The sequence below is a fragment of the Frankia sp. BMG5.60 genome (genome assembly GCF_059428125.1).
This window is the reverse complement of the sequence record NZ_CM182091.1, coordinates 5,479,735-5,497,233: the sequence shown is the minus strand read 5'-3', so window position 1 is coordinate 5,497,233 and position 17,499 is coordinate 5,479,735. Positions and strand designations below refer to the sequence as shown.

At 74.8% G+C, this 17,499-nt stretch carries 13 protein-coding genes and 1 tRNA gene; 7 read left to right on the top strand and 7 right to left on the bottom strand.

The features are described 5' to 3' along the window. Positions 1 to 71 precede the first annotated feature (71 nt). Complete coding sequence (locus AC5R91_RS22545) at positions 72 to 1,697, bottom strand: MFS transporter (RefSeq protein WP_495393308.1); 1,626 nt, start codon at positions 1,695 to 1,697, stop codon at positions 72 to 74. A 120-nt stretch (positions 1,698 to 1,817) separates the two neighbouring features. Here AC5R91_RS22545 and AC5R91_RS22540 point away from each other — a divergent pair, with 120 nt between their 5' ends. Together AC5R91_RS22540 and AC5R91_RS22535 are read left to right on the top strand one after the other, a co-directional pair. Beyond that, entirely contained in the window at positions 1,818 to 2,651 is an 834-nt protein-coding gene (locus AC5R91_RS22540) for a TetR/AcrR family transcriptional regulator (protein ID WP_495393307.1), read from the top strand. An 87-nt stretch (positions 2,652 to 2,738) separates the two neighbouring features. Further along, a complete protein-coding gene (locus AC5R91_RS22535) occupies positions 2,739 to 5,489 on the top strand; it encodes a hypothetical protein (RefSeq protein WP_495393306.1) in 2,751 nt (916 codons plus the stop codon). Here the strand turns inward: AC5R91_RS22535 and AC5R91_RS22530 are convergent. The 4 genes from AC5R91_RS22530 to AC5R91_RS22515 all read right to left on the bottom strand — a co-directional run bounded on the left by AC5R91_RS22530 (position 5,476) and on the right by AC5R91_RS22515 (position 9,300). Continuing rightward, a complete protein-coding gene (locus tag AC5R91_RS22530) occupies positions 5,476 to 6,021 on the bottom strand; it encodes a hypothetical protein (protein WP_495393305.1) in 546 nt (181 codons plus the stop codon). The two genes, AC5R91_RS22535 and AC5R91_RS22530, sit on opposite strands and share 14 nt — an antisense overlap. Before the next feature lie 151 nt (positions 6,022 to 6,172). After that, entirely contained in the window at positions 6,173 to 7,552 is a 1,380-nt protein-coding gene (locus AC5R91_RS22525; RefSeq protein WP_495393304.1) for a winged helix-turn-helix domain-containing protein, read from the bottom strand. Between the two features lie 58 nt (positions 7,553 to 7,610). Beyond that, a complete protein-coding gene (locus tag AC5R91_RS22520) occupies positions 7,611 to 8,591 on the bottom strand; it encodes a zinc-binding dehydrogenase (RefSeq protein ID WP_495393303.1) in 981 nt (326 codons plus the stop codon). A 196-nt stretch (positions 8,592 to 8,787) separates the two neighbouring features. Then, complete coding sequence (locus AC5R91_RS22515) at positions 8,788 to 9,300, bottom strand: NUDIX hydrolase (RefSeq protein ID WP_495393302.1); 513 nt, start codon at positions 9,298 to 9,300, stop codon at positions 8,788 to 8,790. A 238-nt stretch (positions 9,301 to 9,538) separates the two neighbouring features. Between AC5R91_RS22515 and AC5R91_RS22510 the strand changes: the two genes are divergently transcribed. From AC5R91_RS22510 to AC5R91_RS22500, 3 genes are all read left to right on the top strand, one after another. Next, positions 9,539 to 9,946 carry a TOBE domain-containing protein gene (locus AC5R91_RS22510; RefSeq protein WP_044883345.1) on the top strand — a complete coding sequence of 136 codons (408 nt, stop codon included), beginning with the start codon at positions 9,539 to 9,541 and terminating at the stop codon, positions 9,944 to 9,946. Positions 9,947 to 10,083: 137 nt separating this feature from the next. After that, positions 10,084 to 11,148, top strand: coding sequence for an ABC transporter permease (locus tag AC5R91_RS22505; RefSeq protein WP_495393301.1), 1,065 nt, complete (start codon positions 10,084 to 10,086; stop codon positions 11,146 to 11,148). Then, entirely contained in the window at positions 11,145 to 11,879 is a 735-nt protein-coding gene (locus AC5R91_RS22500; RefSeq protein ID WP_495393300.1) for an ABC transporter ATP-binding protein, read from the top strand. The genes AC5R91_RS22505 and AC5R91_RS22500 overlap by 4 nt, the downstream gene beginning before the upstream one ends. Positions 11,880 to 11,921: 42 nt before the next feature. Here AC5R91_RS22500 and AC5R91_RS22495 read toward each other — a convergent pair whose 3' ends face one another. Together AC5R91_RS22495 and AC5R91_RS22490 are read right to left on the bottom strand one after the other, a co-directional pair. After that, positions 11,922 to 12,713: a DUF1918 domain-containing protein gene (locus AC5R91_RS22495; RefSeq protein ID WP_495393299.1), complete on the bottom strand. Its 792-nt coding sequence runs from the start codon at positions 12,711 to 12,713 to the stop codon at positions 11,922 to 11,924. Positions 12,714 to 12,833: 120 nt separating this feature from the next. Further along, positions 12,834 to 14,366, bottom strand: coding sequence for a phosphoribosyltransferase family protein (locus AC5R91_RS22490; RefSeq protein ID WP_495393298.1), 1,533 nt, complete (start codon positions 14,364 to 14,366; stop codon positions 12,834 to 12,836). 1,215 nt (positions 14,367 to 15,581) lie between these two features. Here AC5R91_RS22490 and AC5R91_RS22485 point away from each other — a divergent pair. Both AC5R91_RS22485 and AC5R91_RS22480 read left to right on the top strand, forming a co-directional pair. Further along, a complete protein-coding gene (locus AC5R91_RS22485) occupies positions 15,582 to 16,280 on the top strand; it encodes a hypothetical protein (protein ID WP_495393297.1) in 699 nt (232 codons plus the stop codon). A 96-nt stretch (positions 16,281 to 16,376) separates the two neighbouring features. After that, positions 16,377 to 16,450 (top strand) — tRNA-Ala (locus AC5R91_RS22480). Positions 16,451 to 17,499: the final 1,049 nt, after the last annotated feature.

The window sequence follows — 17,499 nt, the reverse complement described above, 5'->3', positions numbered from 1 at the left end:
GTTCCTTGTCCTTCCAGAGGGTTCCGTGTCCGGTTTATCCCTCTGGAAAGACAAGGCAGTCCGACCCGAGGTCAGACCTCGGCGGTGTGGGCGACTACCGGATCGTCGGCGTCGGCGAGCTGGGCGTCGGCGTGCTGGGCCGCTGCCGGCGGCCCGGCGGCGGCCGGCTCGGGCCGGCGCAGCCGCGGCAGAAGGAACGCCACCGGGACTCCCAGGGCGAAGACGCAGCCGCCGATGAACAGGCCGAGCGAGTACCCGGAGGTCAGCGCCTCGGGCGGCGCGATCCCATGGCGGAGCCGACCCTCGGTGTGATGCGTGGCGATCGTCGTCACGGCGGCGAGACCGACGGCCGCCCCGATCTGCCGCCCGGTGTTGATGAGCCCGGAGGCGAGCCCGGCGAGCCGGATCGGCACACCGGCCGTGGCCGCGGAGACCATCGAGACCATCGTGGTTCCCATGCCGAAGCCCATCACCGCGAGCGGGCCGAACACGTGCGTCCAGTACGAGCCGCCCGGCGTGATCGCCGACAGCCACAGCAGGCCCGACGAGCCCACGGCGGCGCCGAAGATGATGATCGGCCGCGGGCCGAGCCGACCGATCGTCCGCGTGACGAGCTGCGACGCCACGATGATCATTAGTGGCATCGGCAGCATCGACAGCCCCGCCCGCAGCGGGCTGTAGTCCTCGACCCGCTGCAGGAACAGGGTGAGGAAGAAGAACACCGCGAACATCGCCGCACCGAGAAGCGCCGCGATCACGTTGGCGACCGCGATCCCCGGATAGCGGAAGATGTTCAGCGGCACCAGCGGATTGGCCGTGGATGCTTCGATCGCGACGAAGGCGCCGAGGAGCACGACCGCACCGACCAGCAACCCGATCGTCACCGGCGAGCTCCAGGAGGAGGTCTCCGTGCGGACGATCGCGTAGACCAGCAGGACCAGGCCGCCCGTCACGGTCAGCGTGCCCGGCAGGTCGAGGTCGCGCAGGCGGCTGACCTGCCCCCGCGATTCCACGAGCACCACGCGGGCCGCGGCCACGAGCGCCACCCCGATCGGCACGTTGACGAACAGCACCCACCGCCAGTCGGCGACGTCGGTGAGGATGCCACCGACGACCGTTCCGAAGGCACCGCCACTGGCCGCCGTGGCGCCCCAGGCGCCGAGCGCCCTGGTCCGCTCTCGCCCCTCCGCGAACGAGGTCATCAGCAGGCTCAACGTCGCCGGGGCCAGCACGGCGCCGCCGAGGCCCTGCACCGCCCGGGCGATGATGAGCTGCGTCTCGGACTGGGCGAGGCCGCCGGCGAGGCTCGCCAGCGTGAACAGCCCCAGCCCGAACACGAAGACCCGGCGCCGACCGAACAGGTCCGCCGCCCGGCCACCGAACAGCAGTAGCCCCGCGAAGGCGAGGGTGTAGGCGTTCACCACCCACTGCAGACCGCCGGCCGACATGCCGAGATCGGTCTGCATCGCCGGCAGGGCGACGTTCACGATCGAGATGTCGAGCACCACCATGAACTGGGCCAGGCAGCACACCGCCAGCACGGCCCACTTCGCCCGGGGGGCCGGCGGCGCCGAACCGACCGCGCCCCGACCACTCTCGACGGAGGCCCCGACGGACGCGGTGCCCCCGGGCACCCCCGCCGCCACCTGATCGGAACCGCTGACGCCGCTCGCGCCCGTTCCCTCCGAATGTGCCATTCCCAACATCCCCTCCTAGCAGCCGTCGTACACCGTACGAGGACTAGGGGCCACCCTACGCCGTACGATGTACCAACGGCAAAACTGCTGTTCGGCTGCGTGTTCGGAGGTGATGAGGTCATGGCCGCGCCGACGGAACCGGCCGTCGGGCCGGGCGGGAGGCGCCGGGCGGGGCAGGGTCCCCCACCCGGGTGCCGGTCCACTCTGAGCCCCGAGCGGCTCGCGCTGGCGGCCATCGAGCTCGCCGACGCCGAGGGATTGGCAGCCGTGTCGATGCGCCGGCTCGCCGCGAGCCTGGGCGTCGGGACGATGACCCTCTACTACCACGTGCGCGACAAGGACGAGCTACTCGACCTGATGTGGAACGAGTTCCTCGGCGGGCACCTGCTCGACGACATCCCGGCCGACTGGCGCACGGCGCTGACCGAGATCGCCCGGCGGATCAGGCAGTCCTTCCAGCGTCACCCGTGGGCGCTGGGCGTCGCGGTCCGCCCCGCCCTCGGACCCAACAAGCTGCGCTACCTCGAGCAGTACCTCACCGTCGCGTCGCGCATCACCGACGATCCGGACGAGCAGTTGCGCATCATCCACTCCGTCAGCGACCTGGTCGTCGGCTGCACGCTGCGCGAGCTCAGCAGCGAGGCGTACCGCGACCCGGACGAACCCGCGGGCGACCATGACGATGGTCCTGCGCCGCTGCTGGAACCGCAACCGGATTTCGACGTCATCGTCGCCGCCGAGGAGCTGCCGCGGCTGCGGTCGCTGCGGACCGCCGGGTGCCGGCTACTGACGCCGCGCTTCGAGCAGGCCCTGGGCTGGCTGCTCGACGGGATCGAGGCCGCCCATCCGGGCGCCCGGCCGGCGCGCCCGCGCCCCGTCGAGGCGGCCACGCCCACCCCGGACCTCGTGGGCACGGCGGCCACGACCCGGATGCTTCCGAAGAAGGGGGCGTAGCAGCCTTCACGGACACGACCTGAGTAGCTACCGTCGGAGAGGTCGCACGCCGCCGGCCATCCGCGAGTCGCATTCGGGGCACCCACCATGACCGCTCGACTACCTCGCCACGTCGCACCGCTCGCCGCCGGCGAATCCTCGGCGCTCGGGCCTTATTCGCTGCTCGGCCGCCTCGACGCGGGCATCACGGGCATCGTCTACCTGGGCCGCGCGCCGGGCGGCGCCCAGGTGGCGATCCGTGCGCTGCACCCGGGCGACGCCCTGCGCGCCGACATGCGGGCCCGCTTCGCGGCGGCCGTCGACCGGGCCAGCGTGCTGTCCGGTCCGCACACCTGCGGCGTGCTCGACGCCGCGCCCGACGCGGACCGCCCGTACGTGGTCACCGAGTTCGTCGGCGGGCCGACCCTGGCACGCGAGCTCACCGAGCGGGGGCCGCTGTCCGCCGACGAGATCGACCGGCTCGCCCGCACCCTGCTCGAAACCATCGACGCGGCCCACCACACCGTCGGCGCCCTGGGCGACCTGACGGCCACGGACATCGTCCTGTCCGTCGTCGGCCCCCGCCTGGTCGACCTGGGGATCGCCGCCGCCCTGCGCCCGCTGCTGCTGTCCACGGCCGCAGCCGGCCACGGTGCCGCGACCGGACCCACGGCCGCCGGCGGCTACGTGCCCGGGTACGGCTACGGACCGGCGGCGGGCGGCTGGGACGGGCCGGCCGCCGACATCGTGGCCTGGGCCGGCCTCGTCGACCTGGCCGCCACGGGCAAGGCGTCCGGTTCGGTGGAGCCGGCGGGCCGCGGCGGCTGGCGGCGCGCGCAACGGCCCGAGCAGGACGGCCCGACCAGCCCCGGGGTGGCCCGCGCGCTGGCCCGGGTGCGCCAGGCCGACGGCGCCTCGTTGCCCGACGTCTCCGAACTACTGGCCCTGCTGGCCGGCCCGCGCCCTCGCTCTGGTCGCGCCGGGCGTGACCGCTCCCGTGCGATCCCCCGCCAGCAGGCCGTCCCCGCACCCGATCCCCGGCAGGGGACGCGGCGCGGCGTGCTCGCGGGTGGGGCCGCCGGGGACGCGGCGACAGCCCAGCGCCTTGGACCGGCCTCGGGACCGAGCCCAGCGGCCGGGACCGCCCCGATCTCGGCCCTCCCGTCGTCGCGGTCCGCGGGGACGGCACAGCCCGCGCGAACGGCGCGGTCCGCCGATCCGGCGCGGGCCGCCGGGCCCGCGCAGGCTCCCGCGCGACGCACCCCGCCGCCGGCCCAATCCGACGGCGGGAGCGGCGAGGTCAGGCCGGCCGGCGGTGGTCGCCACAGCGCGGCCCGCGCGGCCAGCCACGGGGACACGCAGACCCGAGGCGGCACGCAGACGGATGGCGGGGACGGTCGCGGCGCCGGGAACGGCCTTGGCCGGGCGATCAGGCGGGCCGACCCGTTCGGACGAGCCCGTTCCGCCGAGCGGCGAGGGGATGCCGGACGGCGGGGGGACGCTGCCGGGGGCGGCCTACCGGACCTGCCTGACCTACCCGAGGTCAGCCTTACGCTGCCCCCCTTGCCGACCCTGCCACCACCGCCGGTACTCCCCCCGCCGCCGCCGACGCCGTCGCAGCGTCCGGCGGGGCGCAGTCCCCGCCGGTCTGCCGCGGCAGACCGCTCGGAGCCGAGTGCCGGCCGCCCGCACCCGACGCGGATCCTCCCGCCCGTCCAGGATGCCGAGGTAGGCGGCCAGTCCACCCCGTCCGGACGTCCGGCGGCCGCGGCGGGGGTGCGGCGGTTGCCACCGACCTCGCCGGGCCCGGAAGAGGAGCGCCGGCGCCGTCCCCGGGTCCGCCCGGTCGCCGCGCTCGCGGTGGCGGCGGCGGCCGCGGTGGCGGCGGCGGCGACCGCCGCGGGGCTGGGCGGCTCCAGCGACGACGTGACCACCGGCGCACAGCCCCCCCTGCACGAGAATCGCGCCGGGGACGGCTCGGCCGGGAGCCGGTCCGCCGACCGGGTCGCGCCGGCACCGGCGCACCCGTCCGCGGCGCCCGCGCCGGCGGGCCCCGGCGACTCCACGGACTCCACCGATCCAGCCGCCCCGATCGATCCCGCCGAGGCGGGCACCGGCGCCCCGACCAGCCCCGGCGGCGGGGCGGCGCTCGCCCCGACCGAGTACGAGCAGCAGGAGGATCTGGCCGCTGAGGACTTCGCGCTGCACACGTTGCGGCTCGCCGCGGCCAGCCGCGCCGGGGACGCCGGTGCGGCTGGCGCGCCACTGGCCTCGGCCGATCGTCATCCCGCGCAGGGCACCGGGCAGGCCCCGGTGAGCGCCCCGAACCCGACCCTCCAGGCACCCGAGGGGCTCCTCGTCACCCCCCTCACGCCGACCGAACGGCCCGCCGCGCAGCCTCCGGCGGCCCGGGTCACCGCACCGACAGGGCAGCCCGGCGCGATCACGCCGGGCACGGCCGGCACGGACCGCGTTCCGGCGGCACCCGTGGCCGCCGCGGCGGGGCTACCGGCCGCGGGCGGCGGTGCGGCCCCGGCTGTCCGGCCGGCCCAGGCTCAGCAAGCACCCCCCCGAACCCAGGCCCAGAGCCAGCCGCAGGCCCAGAGCCAGCCGCGGAGCCAGCCAAGCCAGCCCGAGGGTCAGACCCAGGCGCGGACCCAGACCCAGGCGCGGACCCTGGCGCAGGGTCGGAGCCAGGTGGGGACGCAGGCCCCGGCCCAGACACAAGCGACGCAGGCCCCGGCCCAGACACAAGCACAGACACAGGCTCCGGCCGCGGGGACCGCCGGCACCTCCGCCGCGCCCAAGAGTGGTCTCACCCCGGTCCAGGTGGGCATCGTCCCGCTCACCCCCCGCTGACGGGGCCGCCGCCAGCCGGCCGGCCGTGCCAGTCCTCGTCGCCGGGTTCCGCCGGGCGACGCACGGCGCCGGCCGGCCAGATGATCTCCACAGGCCGGCGCCGTAGCCGGGCGTAATCGACGACATCGGCCGTGCCCCCGTAGCCGCGGGCCGGCAGACCGTCCCAGACCGCGATGATCCGGTCTGAGGCGTCGACGAGAACCCGGCTCGCCGCCATCAGGCTGGCCAGGTCCGGGGTCGGGCGGTCCTGCCGACGAACCTCTGCGGAGCAGCGCAGCAGCCGATCGAAGTCCCGGCGATGCGCGGCGGGTTGGAACTCGCGGTACCCGTCCGCCGGGATCACGGAGATCAGCCGGCCGCCGAGAGCGAGGACGACGTCGGCGACGATGGTGTCCGCGCCCTCGGCGAGGCAGGTGATCCCGGCGAAACCCGCGCCGGCGAGGGGCGTGAGCAGCCGGCGCGCCTGCGCGGCCACGTAGCGGGCCTGATCCCCGGTGAGCCCCCGGTGGCCCGTCACGCCGACGACGACCACGCCGCCACCCCTCCCGGCGACGGCCACGTGAGCAGGCCGCGAACCGGCTCGCGCCGGTCGGCATCGGCATCGAGGGCCACTATTGCAAAGTAGCGGCGCCAACCGCGATCCCAAGGCCGCGCTGCCAAAACCACCGGGAGGACCGGCGCGCTCAGCCGGCCGCGCCGAGGGCCGCGACCGCTCGGGTCAGCGCGGGGGCCAACGTCCCGTTCGCGACGACCTCGATGCGGTCGAGGCCCAGCCAGCCGGCGAGCGCGACGAGTTCGGCGGCGACCGTCGCCGGACTGCCCGGATCCGGACCGTCCGACGCCGAGCCGGCCGGATCCGAACCGCCCAGATCCCGACCGGCCAGATCCCGACCGGCCGGGACGACCGACGGCTGACCTGCCCGACCTGGCCGAACCGGACGGCGCGGGGCCGGGATGTCCGAGCCGGGATCGGGTTCGTGCCAGGCCGCCGCGACCCGCAGGACCCTCGCCGCCCGGTCCGCCTTGAGGTCGACCCGGGCCGCGAGTCGATCCCCGAGCAGGAAGGGCAGCACGTAGTAGCCGTACCGCCTCTTCGGCGCGGGCGTGTAGAGCTCCAGGACCAGATCCATCCCGAACAGGCGACGGGTGCGGGCACGCTCCCAGACCAGCGGGTCGAAGGGGGACAGCAGGGCACGAGCGGCGGCCCGGCGGGCGACGGTGAGCTCCGGGCGGGCATACGCCCGCGCGGACCAGCCGGCCACCCCCACCTCCACCAGTTCCCCGTTCTCCACCAGCTCGGCGAGACGGGGCCTCGCCACCGCAGCGGGCAGCCGGAAGTAGTCGGCGAGGTCGCCTGCGGTCGCCACCCCGAGGCGGTCGGCGGCGTGGCCGAGCAGGATCCGGACGGCCTCGTGCGAGTCGGGGGTCGGCAGGCCGAGAACGGCCGGTGGGATCACCCGCTCCGGCAGGTCGTAGAGCCGCTCGAAGGATGCGCGGCGGCCGGCGACGCAGAGCTGGCCCGTCCAGATGAGGTACTCCATGGCCCGCTTGCCGTCCGCCCATCCCCACCAGCCCCCACCGCCGCGGCCGGGTTCGGCCAGGTCGGCGGCGGCGAGTGGGCCGCGATCACGGACCTGGGCCAGCGCGTCGGCCACGTAGTCGGCGCGCTGCCGGCCGAACGCGGCGACCCCCCGCCACATGCCTTCGCCTGCCAGGGCCGCCGCCGCCCGCCAGCGGAACAGCGGTTCCCAGGCGACCGGGATGAGCGAGGCCTCGTGCGCCCAGTACTCGTAGGCGTACCGCTCGACCTGGACGAGCCGGTCGAACAGCTCCCGGGAGTACGGACCCAACCGCGACCAGCCGGGTATGTAGTGCGCCCGGGCCAGCACGTTCACCGAGTCGATCTGCACGACCCCGACCTGGGCGAACAGGGCCCGCAGGTGTCGACGATCGAGCCGGCCGGTCGGCCGTGGCCGGGCCAGCCCCTGGGCCGCGAGGGCCGCCCGGCGCGCCTGGGATCCGGTCAGCAGTGCCAGCGCGTCGCCCGTCCCTCGAACCGCCACCACCGCAACACTACGACCCTCGCCGGCTCCGGCTGGGGTTCAGTCGGGTCCGGTGCCTTCAGGGGAGCAGGACGACCTTGCCGGTCGTCGCGCGGGTTTCCAGGGCGGCATGCGCGGCCGCCGCCTCGGCCAGCGGGAAGGTCTGCACGGCTGGTACCAGGGTGCCGGCGGCCGCGGCGGCGAGCGCGGCCTCCTCCAGCGCCGCCAGCCCGCCGGGCCGGCGGAACATCCGCGGGCCGAGGACGGAGGCGACCAGCAGTCCTCGCTCCGTCACGTCCTCGGTGGTGATGGCGGTCGGCGACCCGGCCGACCAGCCGAACGTGTAGTAGCGGCCGGCCGGTCCGATCAGCTCCAGGGCGGCGCGGCCGGCGGCGCCGCCCACCCCGTCCAGTGTCACGGTCACGGTGCGGCCGTCGAGGGCGGCCCGGACGGCGTCCGGCCAGTCGGGGAGGGTGTAGTCGACGGCGATGTCGGCGCCGAGGCGGCGCGCCGCGGCCACCTTCGCGGCTCCCCCGGCGATGGCGACGACGGTCGCCCCGACCCCGCGGGCCGCCTGGACGAGCAGGGTGCCGATGCCGCCGGCCGCGGCCGTGATCAGGACGACGTCCGTGGCGGTCAGCTCGGCGACGTCGAGGATGCCGATCGCGGTGCGACCGGTACCGATCATCGCCACGGCGGCGGGGGCGTCGAGGCCGGGCGGGATGGGATGGACGCTGTCCACGTCGCGGACGGCAAACTGGGCGTATCCCTGGCCGGTCAGGCCGAGATGGGCGACGACACGCCGGCCGAGCCACCCCTCGTCGACGCCCGGCCCGACGGCGTCGACCGTGCCGGCGACCTCCCGCCCCGGGATGGTCGGCAGCTCGGGGCGCTGGAACGGCCCGCCGGCCCAGCCCTGTCGCAGGGTGGTGTCGACCAGGTGAACGCCGGCCGCGGCCACCGCGACGCGCACCTGGCCGGCCGCCGGCACCGGATCGTCGACCTGTTCGTAGCGGAGATTGCCCGCCGGGCCGAACTCGTGCAGCCGGACTGCGTACATGATCCGTCCTCCAGGTCGCGTCGGGGCCGGGTGGCCACGGACCGCGCCGACGCACCCACGAGGCGGCGCCGGCCCGTGGCCGAACGCTAGAACCTGAAGTCGGATTGAGGTCAACTACGCCGTGAGGTCACCTGTTCTCGAGTCCGACCAAGCCTTGAGGTCGACCACGCCTTGAAGGCCGACCACGCCTCGGCGGTCAGCGGCCGCTCGCCCCGTACCAGGCCGGTCGGGCGTGCAGCAGCCACTCGGGGATGAGCTGGCGCAGGGTGGCGGGGCGCAGATCCAGGTCGGGGAGGCTCACGAGGGACGCCGAGACGATGTCCAGGTCGTCGAGCCTGGTGCCGAACTCACCGGCCCAGGACCGGTCGACCGCGAAGACGACGTCGAGCACCCCGACCCGCTCGCCGCGCTCGATCGCGGTTCCCTCAAGGCAGCCGGCGAACGTGAGATGGTCGAGCTCGATGCCGGCCTGCTCATCAAGCAGGCGGCGCAACGCCCCCTGCACCGTCTCCCCGGCCTCGACCCGGCCACCGAGCAGGTGGAACCACGTCTGGCCGCGTTCGTTGGCGAGCAGGATCCGGTCACCCTCGACGAGCAGCGCGCGGACGTTGATCCGCACCGGCGCCGCGACCGGACCCGTGGGGTCGACGGCCGGGCCGTCGGCGGTGCTGGCAGTGGCGGTGGCGAACGGGCGAGCGGACGGTGTCACGGGCGCTCCAGGGACGGGGATCGGCGGACGGGGCGACCTCCGCATGGTGCCCCGTCGGGGTGGATGCTTGGGCGCCAACCGGTCATCCCGCCCGGGGCGGACCGGCCGAGGCCACGAACGGACCGACCCCCCCGCACCGGAGGAGCTCCGCGTAAGCGGAGGAAACGCCGCCGAAATCACCGCAAATTCGGGTTATGCGCGTCGAACTCGCCGAAGCTACCGGGCTACCATCACAAGCATGCCGAGATTCCGGATCAGTGAGGCGGCAGCGCTGCTCGGTGTCAGCGACGACACCATCCGCCGATGGGCGGACAGCGGCCGACTACCCACCGTCCTGGACGACGCCGGTCGCCGGGCGATCGAGGGCGCCAACCTGGCCGAGTTCGCCAAGGATATGGCAGGAGACCAGACCAGTACAGCCACGCCCGTCGTCGCCGAGTCCGCCCGCAACCGATTCCCCGGGATCATCACCCGGGTCACCCGGGACACGGTGATGGCCCAGGTCGAGATCCAGGCCGGCCCGCACCGGCTGGTCTCCCTGATGAGCCGGGAGGCCGCCGACGAACTCGGGCTCGAACCCGGCGTCCTCGCGGTCGGGGCGGTGAAGTCGACCAACGTCGTCATCGAGATGCCCGACCGCCGCTGACCGCCCAGCGGCCCGGGTCTCGCGGGTGACCCGCTCTGCAAGCGATCACCGGCTCTGCAAGCGATCACCTGCTCTGCAAGCGATCACCTGCTCTGCAAGCGTCACCAGAGTCACCAGGGAGAGGGGCCCCGCCGGCGATGACGAGTCCAGGTGATGCCTCGCTGCCGTGGGCCGCTCCGGCGCAGCGGGCCGTGACCGGTTGGCGGCTGTCACTGCGCTCGCGGAACCGTTCGAGGGGCGGCTCCGCGGGCGCGCCCGAGAGCCTGGTCGCTGGTCCGAACCGCGGCCTGGACCGCGATCCGGACCAGCGACCCCGCCTGCGGGCGATGGGCCGCACCGCCCGCCGGGAGACCCGCCGCCGGGCGCCGTGGGCGCTGTGGGTGCCGGGGGCGGTCGCCGCACTGTTCCTGCTCCTGCCGCTCATCGGCCTGCTCGTCCGGGCCCCCTGGTCCGGGCTGCCCGATCTGATCACCAAGCACAGCGTCCGCGAGGCGCTGTTGCTGTCGCTGGAGACCGCCACCGCGGCGACGGCGTTGTCGCTGGTGTTCGGCATTCCGCTCGCCTGGCTGCTGGCCCGGACCAGGTTCCCGGGCCGCTCCCTGCTGCGGGCGCTGGTCACGCTGCCGCTGGTGCTGCCACCCGTCGTCGGCGGCGTGGCGCTGCTGCTGGCCCTCGGCCGGCGCGGCATCGTCGGGCAGCGCCTGGACGACTGGTTCGGGATCACCCTGCCCTTCACCACCGCCGGAGTGGTGATCGCGCAGACCTTCGTGGCGATGCCCTTCCTCGTCGTCTCGGTCGAGGGCGCGCTGAACAGCGCCGATCGCCGCTTCGAGGACGCCGCCGCCACCCTCGGCGCGGGCCCCTGGACGACGTTCCGCCGGGTGACCGTCCCGCTGGTCGCGCCCGCCGTCGCCGCCGGGGCCGCGCTGTGCTGGGCCCGCGCCCTCGGCGAGTTCGGCGCGACGATCACCTTCGCCGGCAACTTCCCCGGCACCACCACGACGATGCCACTGGCCGTCTACCTGGCGCTGGAGACGGACAGCGACGCCGCCATCGCGCTGTCCCTCGTCCTGCTCGCCGTCTGCGTCGCGGTGCTGGTGGCGCTGCGCGCGCGGTGGTTCCCGGGCGCCCGGCGGCTGCTGCGGGGCCGGGCGTCCCGCCCGACACCGGTAACCGTCGGCCCTGAGGGAGGACTCGGGTGAGCGCCGGCACGCCGGGGAGCACGCATGCCGACCCGTCCGAGCGCGGGCCCGAACCGGCGTCGGAGACGGACGGCCTCGATGCCCGCGTGACGGTGCGCCGCGGCCAGTTCGTCCTCGCCGTCGACGTCCAGGTCGCCCGGGGGGAGACGGTCGCCGTCCTCGGCCGCAGCGGTGCCGGCAAGAGCACCCTGCTGCGCACGCTGGCCGGGCTGCTCCCGCTCGACGAGGGACGGATAACGCTGGCCGGGCAGGTCCTCGACGACCCCGCGCAACGCCGCTTCGTCCCGTCCGAGCGCCGCCCGGTGGGCGTCGTGTTCCAGGACTACCTGCTGTTCCCGCACCTGCGCGCCCGCGACAACGTGGCGTTCGGGGTGCGGGCCCGCCTCGGCCAGGGCCGCCGGCACGCTCGCGAACGGGCGGATTCGTGGCTGGAGCGGTTCGGGATCGGCGAGCTCGGCGACCGCCGCCCCGGGGCCCTGTCCGGCGGCCAGAGCCAGCGGGTGGCGCTCGCCCGCGCGCTGGCCACGGAGCCTCGCCTGCTGCTGCTCGACGAGCCGCTGGCCGCGCTCGACAGCACCACCCGGGGGGAGGTCCGTACGTTCCTGCGCACGGTCCTGCCGACGTTGTCCGCACCCGTGCTGATCGTCACGCACGACCCGATCGACGCCGAGGTCCTCGCCGACCGCACGATCGCCTTCGAGGCCGGCCATGTGGTGGACAGCGAGGCCTGACCCCTGACCCCGCGGTGGGTGCCGGGCGGCGAGCTCGTGGCCCTAGCGGGTGCTGTCCGCGGCCGCCCTCTCGCCGCCGCAACGGATCTCCGCGTCCGGGCCGGGGTACACGAAGCTGACGTGCCCGGTGTCGGACCAACGCACGGCGAACGGCGGGTCACCCGCGTCCGTCCGAACCTCGAAGATCTCCCCGAGCCGGTCCGGCGTCCTGGGTATGTGACTGTGCACCACCAGCGTGTCTCCGGGGTGCGCGTGCAGCGCGGTCCGTCGACGGGCGGGCGCGGCGAAATCGGCCATCCGGACGGCCGCGGTCGTGGTGGTGGTCGTGGTCGTCACTCGTTCCGTCACGACCGGCGCCGCCGCCTCGCGGTGCGGGGCGAACGTCTCCTCGCACAGCGGATGCACCAGGTCGGCGATCTCCCGCTCGCTGCGGATCAGCAGATCGTCGATGGAGACCAGGCCGACGATGCGCCGGCCGTCCAGCACCGGCAGCCGCCGGATCGCGTGATCCCGGAAAATCTCGTAGGCCCGTTCGACGCCCATGCCGGCGGGCACGGTGACGACCTCGGTCGTCATCAGCGCGTCGATCCGGCCGTCCGGCCCGATCCCCCGCGCCACCCCGCGCAGGACGATGTCACGGTCGGTCACGATGCCGACCAGTCGATCCCCGACCTGCCGATCCCCGGCCTGCCGGTCATCGGCCTGCCGGTCATCGTCGACGACGAGCAGCGCGCCGACGCCCGTTCGCCCCATCTTCCGCGCCGCCTCGCTGATCGTGGTGGCTCTCGCCACGGTCACCGGCGGCCCGCTGACCACCGAACCGATGTAGGCCATGCCTAGCCCCTCTCCGCCCGACGCCCCGCCCGGGTGGGCCATGCGCTCCCCTTGACGTCGTTCCCCCGTTTCGAGGAGCACGCACACGATTACGTACAGGTACTTGCCGAACGAGGTCGGTCAGGCCCGGTGTGCGTGGCCCAGCAGGGTGAGGCGGTCGACGAACCAGTCCCGGGCGAGCACGGCCACCCGCTCCAGCGCGCCCGGCTCGCCGAAGAGATGCGTCGCGCCCGGCACGATCTCCAGGCGACTCGCGCAGCCGGTAAGCCGCTCCCGCGCCCGCCGGTTCAGCTCGAGGACCTGCTCATCGAGCCCGCCTACGACGAGCAGGGTCGGCGCCAGCACCGCCGGCAGCGCATCCCAGGCCAGGTCGGGCCGCCCGCCCCGGGAGACGACGGCGGCGACGTCGAAGGCGGGTTGCTGGGCGGCCTCGGCCGCGGCGGACAGCGCCGCCGCGGCGCCGGTGCTCGCGCCGAAGTAGCCCAGCGGTAGGGCGGCGGTCGCGGGCACCTCCCGCAGCCAGGCGGTCGCGGCGAGCAGGCGCCGGGCGAGCAGGTCGATGTCGAACACGTTCCCGACGTCGCGCTCCTCGTCCGGGGTCAGCAAGTCGAACAGCAGCGTGGCCAGTCCCGCGGACGCCAGGGTGTCGGCGACGAAGCGGTTGCGCGGGCTGCTGCGGCTGCTGCCGCTACCGTGCGCGAAGACGACCACCCCGCCCGGCTGGGGGGGCAGGCTCAGCCGCCCGGCGAGCCGCACCAGATCCGCGGGAATCGACACCTCCACGACCCGCCCCGCCCCCGGCCCCCCGCCGTCGCGGGCGCCCTCCGCACAGCCACCCTCCGCACGGGCATGCTCCGCACAGCCACCCTCCGCACGGGCATGCTCCGCACAGCCACCCTCCGCTCGGTCGGCCTCCGCACGGTCGGCCTCCGCACGGGCACCATCCACGCGGGCGGCCTCCGCGCGGGCATCCTCCACCGAATCGGCATCGCGGGTCCCGGTCGTGCCCCCCGGACGGCGGGCGGCGGCCCGGCGCAGCAGATCGGCGACCTCCTCGTCCGGTGTCTGATCGAAGTCGGCGTAGAACTCGCCGATACCGAAGAAGCTCGCCGGCTCCTGGACGCAGATCACCTCGTCGGCCTGCCGGCGCAGCCACTCGACACGGTCACGGGCAGCGACGGGGGTGGCGAGCACGACCCGCCCGGCCCTCTGGGCCCGGACGACCTGGCAGGCGGCCAGCGCCGTCGAACCGGTCGCGATCCCGTCGTCGACGATGACCACCGTGCGGCCGGCGAGGGAGATCCGCGGCCGGCCGTCCCGGAAGCGCCGGGCGCGCCGCTCCAGCTCGGCCGTCTCCCGCGCCTCGACCTCGGCGAACGCCTCCGGACCGACGTTGGCCAGCCGCAGGGTCTCCTCGTTGACGACCCGCACCCCGCCCTCGGCGATCGCGCCCATGGCGAGCTCGGGCTGGAACGGCACACCGATCTTGCGGACGAGGATCACGTCCAGTGGCGCATCCAGGGCCAGCGCCACCTCGTACCCGACGGGGACCCCGCCGCGGGGCAGCCCCACGACGACGACGTCCTGGCCGCGCAGGTGGGCCAGCCGGGCGCCGAGCTGCCGGCCCGCGTCCACACGAGTATTGAAGATCACGGCTGTCTCACCGTCCCCCCCGTTCGGACTGGACGTCTGTGCCGTCGTGATTCCCGGGAAGGCCAGGTTCGATCCCCCCTGGGCCCCATCCACACCACCCGATCGGGATCCGCGCCACCCGATCGGGCGCCACCGAGTCCGACGCCCGCGGAGCAGCGCCACCAACCCGGCATCCCCTGATCGGACCATCCGGCCCCTGGTCGGACCATCCGGCCGACTGGCGCCGGTTCCGTCGAGCGCGGTGGCCGCCGGACAGGCGCCAAACGCCGGCCGCCTTGCCAGGCTGGCATGGGGGAACCCCCCAGGCGGGTCGACCGCGCGATCGGCCGTGCCCGATCCACCGCGGCCAGCGACCAGGCCCGGTCCGCCCGGTCCGCCCTGGTCGCCCGCCGCGGCCGGCCGCCGACCGCTGGCCGCCATCTCGGCTCGTCGCCGGACCGCGGGGACACGGCACGCGCCGGAACTGCGCGGACAGGTGCGCGCCCGCGCCGCCCCCACCGCCTGCCCTGAACTCGCCGGGCCGACGGGATGCCTCACGGGAGCTGTTACGGGAGGACCGCCGGGAGACGCCCGGCAAGGCCGCCGGACCATCGCGCCGGGCCTCGTCCCGGTCGCCCCCGAACCGCCCGCCCGGTGTCTGCGCGCCGGCACCCGAATCGGCCCCCATGCATAATGGAGAGGTGACGCTCCGTTTGCAGCACGGCGCCGCCCCTCACCGGGCGTGGCGAGTGGTCTGTCGTCCCGGGAGCTGTCCGTGTTGTCCCAGCCCTCGCGCCCACTGAGGCTCGCCGCCAGCGTGACGAGCCGGTCGGCCCGATAGTTTCGGGGCCGGCCCGGGTGCGAGGGGCCTCGGAGTTCGGTGCATCGAACCTGGGCGCAAGACCATCCTGACCGGCGAGCCGACCCCCGCTGATCGTCCGCCGCCCCGGTCACCGGCCCCGCACCGAGCCGGCAGCGCCCACGGACCGCCACCTGCGGTCGCAGTGGCGCGAGGCACCGCTCCGCCATCTCCCGCCGAACGCGGGCATCCGGCGTTCGCCGACGTCCCCGAGGATCCGCGACGTACCGCAGGCGACGGCGACCGATCCGGCTTCGGACCGGCTCGACGGTGGCATGCCGCGCGCGATGTCCCGGCCCCAGGTCCGGCCGGCAGTTCGCCGATCCTCCGGTGGGAGTCCCCCGACGTGCGTATCGATCAGGAAGGCAGCATCCGCCGTGTCCTTCGAGGCGTGGATGGCCCGTCTGCGGGACGAGGGATACCTCGTCTGCCCGGGCAGCTCCGCGGTGCCGGTCGAGATACGAGGCGTCCGCCCGGACGGAGTCGGCCTGCACTTCCGTTGCCGGGGCACGTCCATCCGGCTCGCCGTGTACCGGCCCGGTCGGGCGGCCTGGCAGGTAGCCGTCCGGGACGAGGGCTGGTGCCCCGAGGAGGCCCTGCAACTGTGGGCCCACCGCTCCCTCGACGGCCTGCCGCCGCCCGCCGACGCGCGGCTGACCTTCCCCGGGGACGCCGGACCGGACCAGGAACTCGTCGTCGACGGCGCCCGCGCGTGGGGCTGGTCCCGCCACGAGGCGGGCCTGCTGCGACCGACCGCCGCCGCCTACCTGTTCGACCACCTCCTCGCGACCCTCGTCGGCTCCGGGGCGCAGGAGGCCCTCGGCATCCGCGGCCACGGCGGCTGGGCCAGCCCCGATCATCCCGTCGGCGCCGGCGTGGCGCCCGCCCGCACAGGCTCCCCGACGCGGCGCCCAAGCACCCCGCTCCGGGCCGGCGCCACCGTCACGGCCGGCGCCGCGGAACACCCCGGCCGCCGCGCGGACCTCGCCGAGGTGGCCCTCCCCGCCGCCCGCTCCGAGAGGCGCGACGAGGCCCGCTCCGAGGCCCACAGCGACCGCACCGTCCGGATCGGCTGACCTCGCCGCGCGAGCCGGCGGACGGATGGCGATGCACTCCGGACGGGGGTGGTCGTCACACAGCCCCCGCCATCCTGTAAGCTTCGGTTACTTCCAGGGGGTGTAGCTCAGCCTGGTAGAGCGCCTCCCTCGCACGGAGGAGGCCAGGGGTTCGAGTCCCCTCACCTCCACCCCGCAGCGTGACGAACCGCCTGACCTGCAGAAACAGGTTGGTTCGCACGTTGTGGACGTGCTCGTGCCCGCCGAAACTGCAGGTCGGCGGGCCGGGCAGGTGGTTCGAGCCTCCTTTGGCTCTGTAGCAGTCGACTCCTGTCGGTAGTCACTGCTGCTGGGACTGGGTCAGCATGCGGGTCGTTCGCGGCCTTTGATCCGGACTGGAGACCGCGGAGCCGGACACACCACCCGCGCCCCGCGTCTCCCTCGTCCACGAACGCCGGTACCAGCAGGCGCTGGCCGACTACGACCGCCAGGTCGACGAATGGCACCGGCGTGCCGGTGGCACGGCTTCCGATCCGGTGACCGTCGAGCGGGCCAGGCTCGTCACGTGCCCGAAGCGCGGCGCCCCCGAGTCAAGCCCGTGTACGGACGCTGCGAAGCCCCGGAAGGAGAATCACCAGGAGCGGCTCCGGCGGTTCCGTGAGCGGATGCAGGAGACCCATCCCCGTTACCCTCGGCGCGAGACGCTCTGACCATGTCGGCGCGACCGGCCCGGCCGAGGCGCGCCAGCGGGCGGACACCGAGGGCGCGATGTCGCTGAGGGCGATGCGGAACGTCAGCCGGGGCGGCGCCGGGCCTCCGGCCCTACCGGTGTTCCTCCGAGTTGGTGGCGGCTGCGGTGGTGTGCTCCCAGTTCAGGATCAGCTCGGCGAGCGCCTCGACTGCTCTTCGCCGTTCCTCGGCCGTCATGGGTATGGTCTCGACCCGCTCGATGACCATGTGGCGGGCGACGGGTTGTCGTCGTGTTTTCCGGGACGGTCCCACGCCAGCTTGGTCGCCGGCTTCCGTTCCGGAAGGGTCGTCGCAGGCGGCGGCCTGAGGCGGGGCTGTGGTGTCATCGGATCTCGCCCGATCTCGCCGGGGTCCTGGTCGACAATATTAACGGCGATGTCCCGTCGGATGCCGATGGCGCCCACGCTGAGAAGGTTGACCTGGCGTCGCGACGCCGACCACGTGTAGAAAGAACTGGCCGCAGAGACCTCGCGGCGGCCTGCGGGGCGGC

What these genes read in the sequence shown, in the direction of transcription:
- AC5R91_RS22510 (WP_044883345.1), top strand. Translation starts at nt 9,539, where the DNA reads ATGCCGAGATTCCGGATCAGTGAGGCGGCAGCGCTGCTCGGTGTCAGC.
- AC5R91_RS22540 (WP_495393307.1), top strand. Translation starts at nt 1,818, where the DNA reads ATGGCCGCGCCGACGGAACCGGCCGTCGGGCCGGGCGGGAGGCGCCGG.
- AC5R91_RS22520 (WP_495393303.1), bottom strand. Translation starts at nt 8,591, where the DNA reads ATGTACGCAGTCCGGCTGCACGAGTTCGGCCCGGCGGGCAATCTCCGC.
- AC5R91_RS22495 (WP_495393299.1), bottom strand. Translation starts at nt 12,713, where the DNA reads ATGGCCTACATCGGTTCGGTGGTCAGCGGGCCGCCGGTGACCGTGGCG.
- AC5R91_RS22535 (WP_495393306.1), top strand. Translation starts at nt 2,739, where the DNA reads ATGACCGCTCGACTACCTCGCCACGTCGCACCGCTCGCCGCCGGCGAA.
- AC5R91_RS22505 (WP_495393301.1), top strand. Translation starts at nt 10,084, where the DNA reads ATGACGAGTCCAGGTGATGCCTCGCTGCCGTGGGCCGCTCCGGCGCAG.
- AC5R91_RS22545 (WP_495393308.1), bottom strand. Translation starts at nt 1,697, where the DNA reads ATGGCACATTCGGAGGGAACGGGCGCGAGCGGCGTCAGCGGTTCCGAT.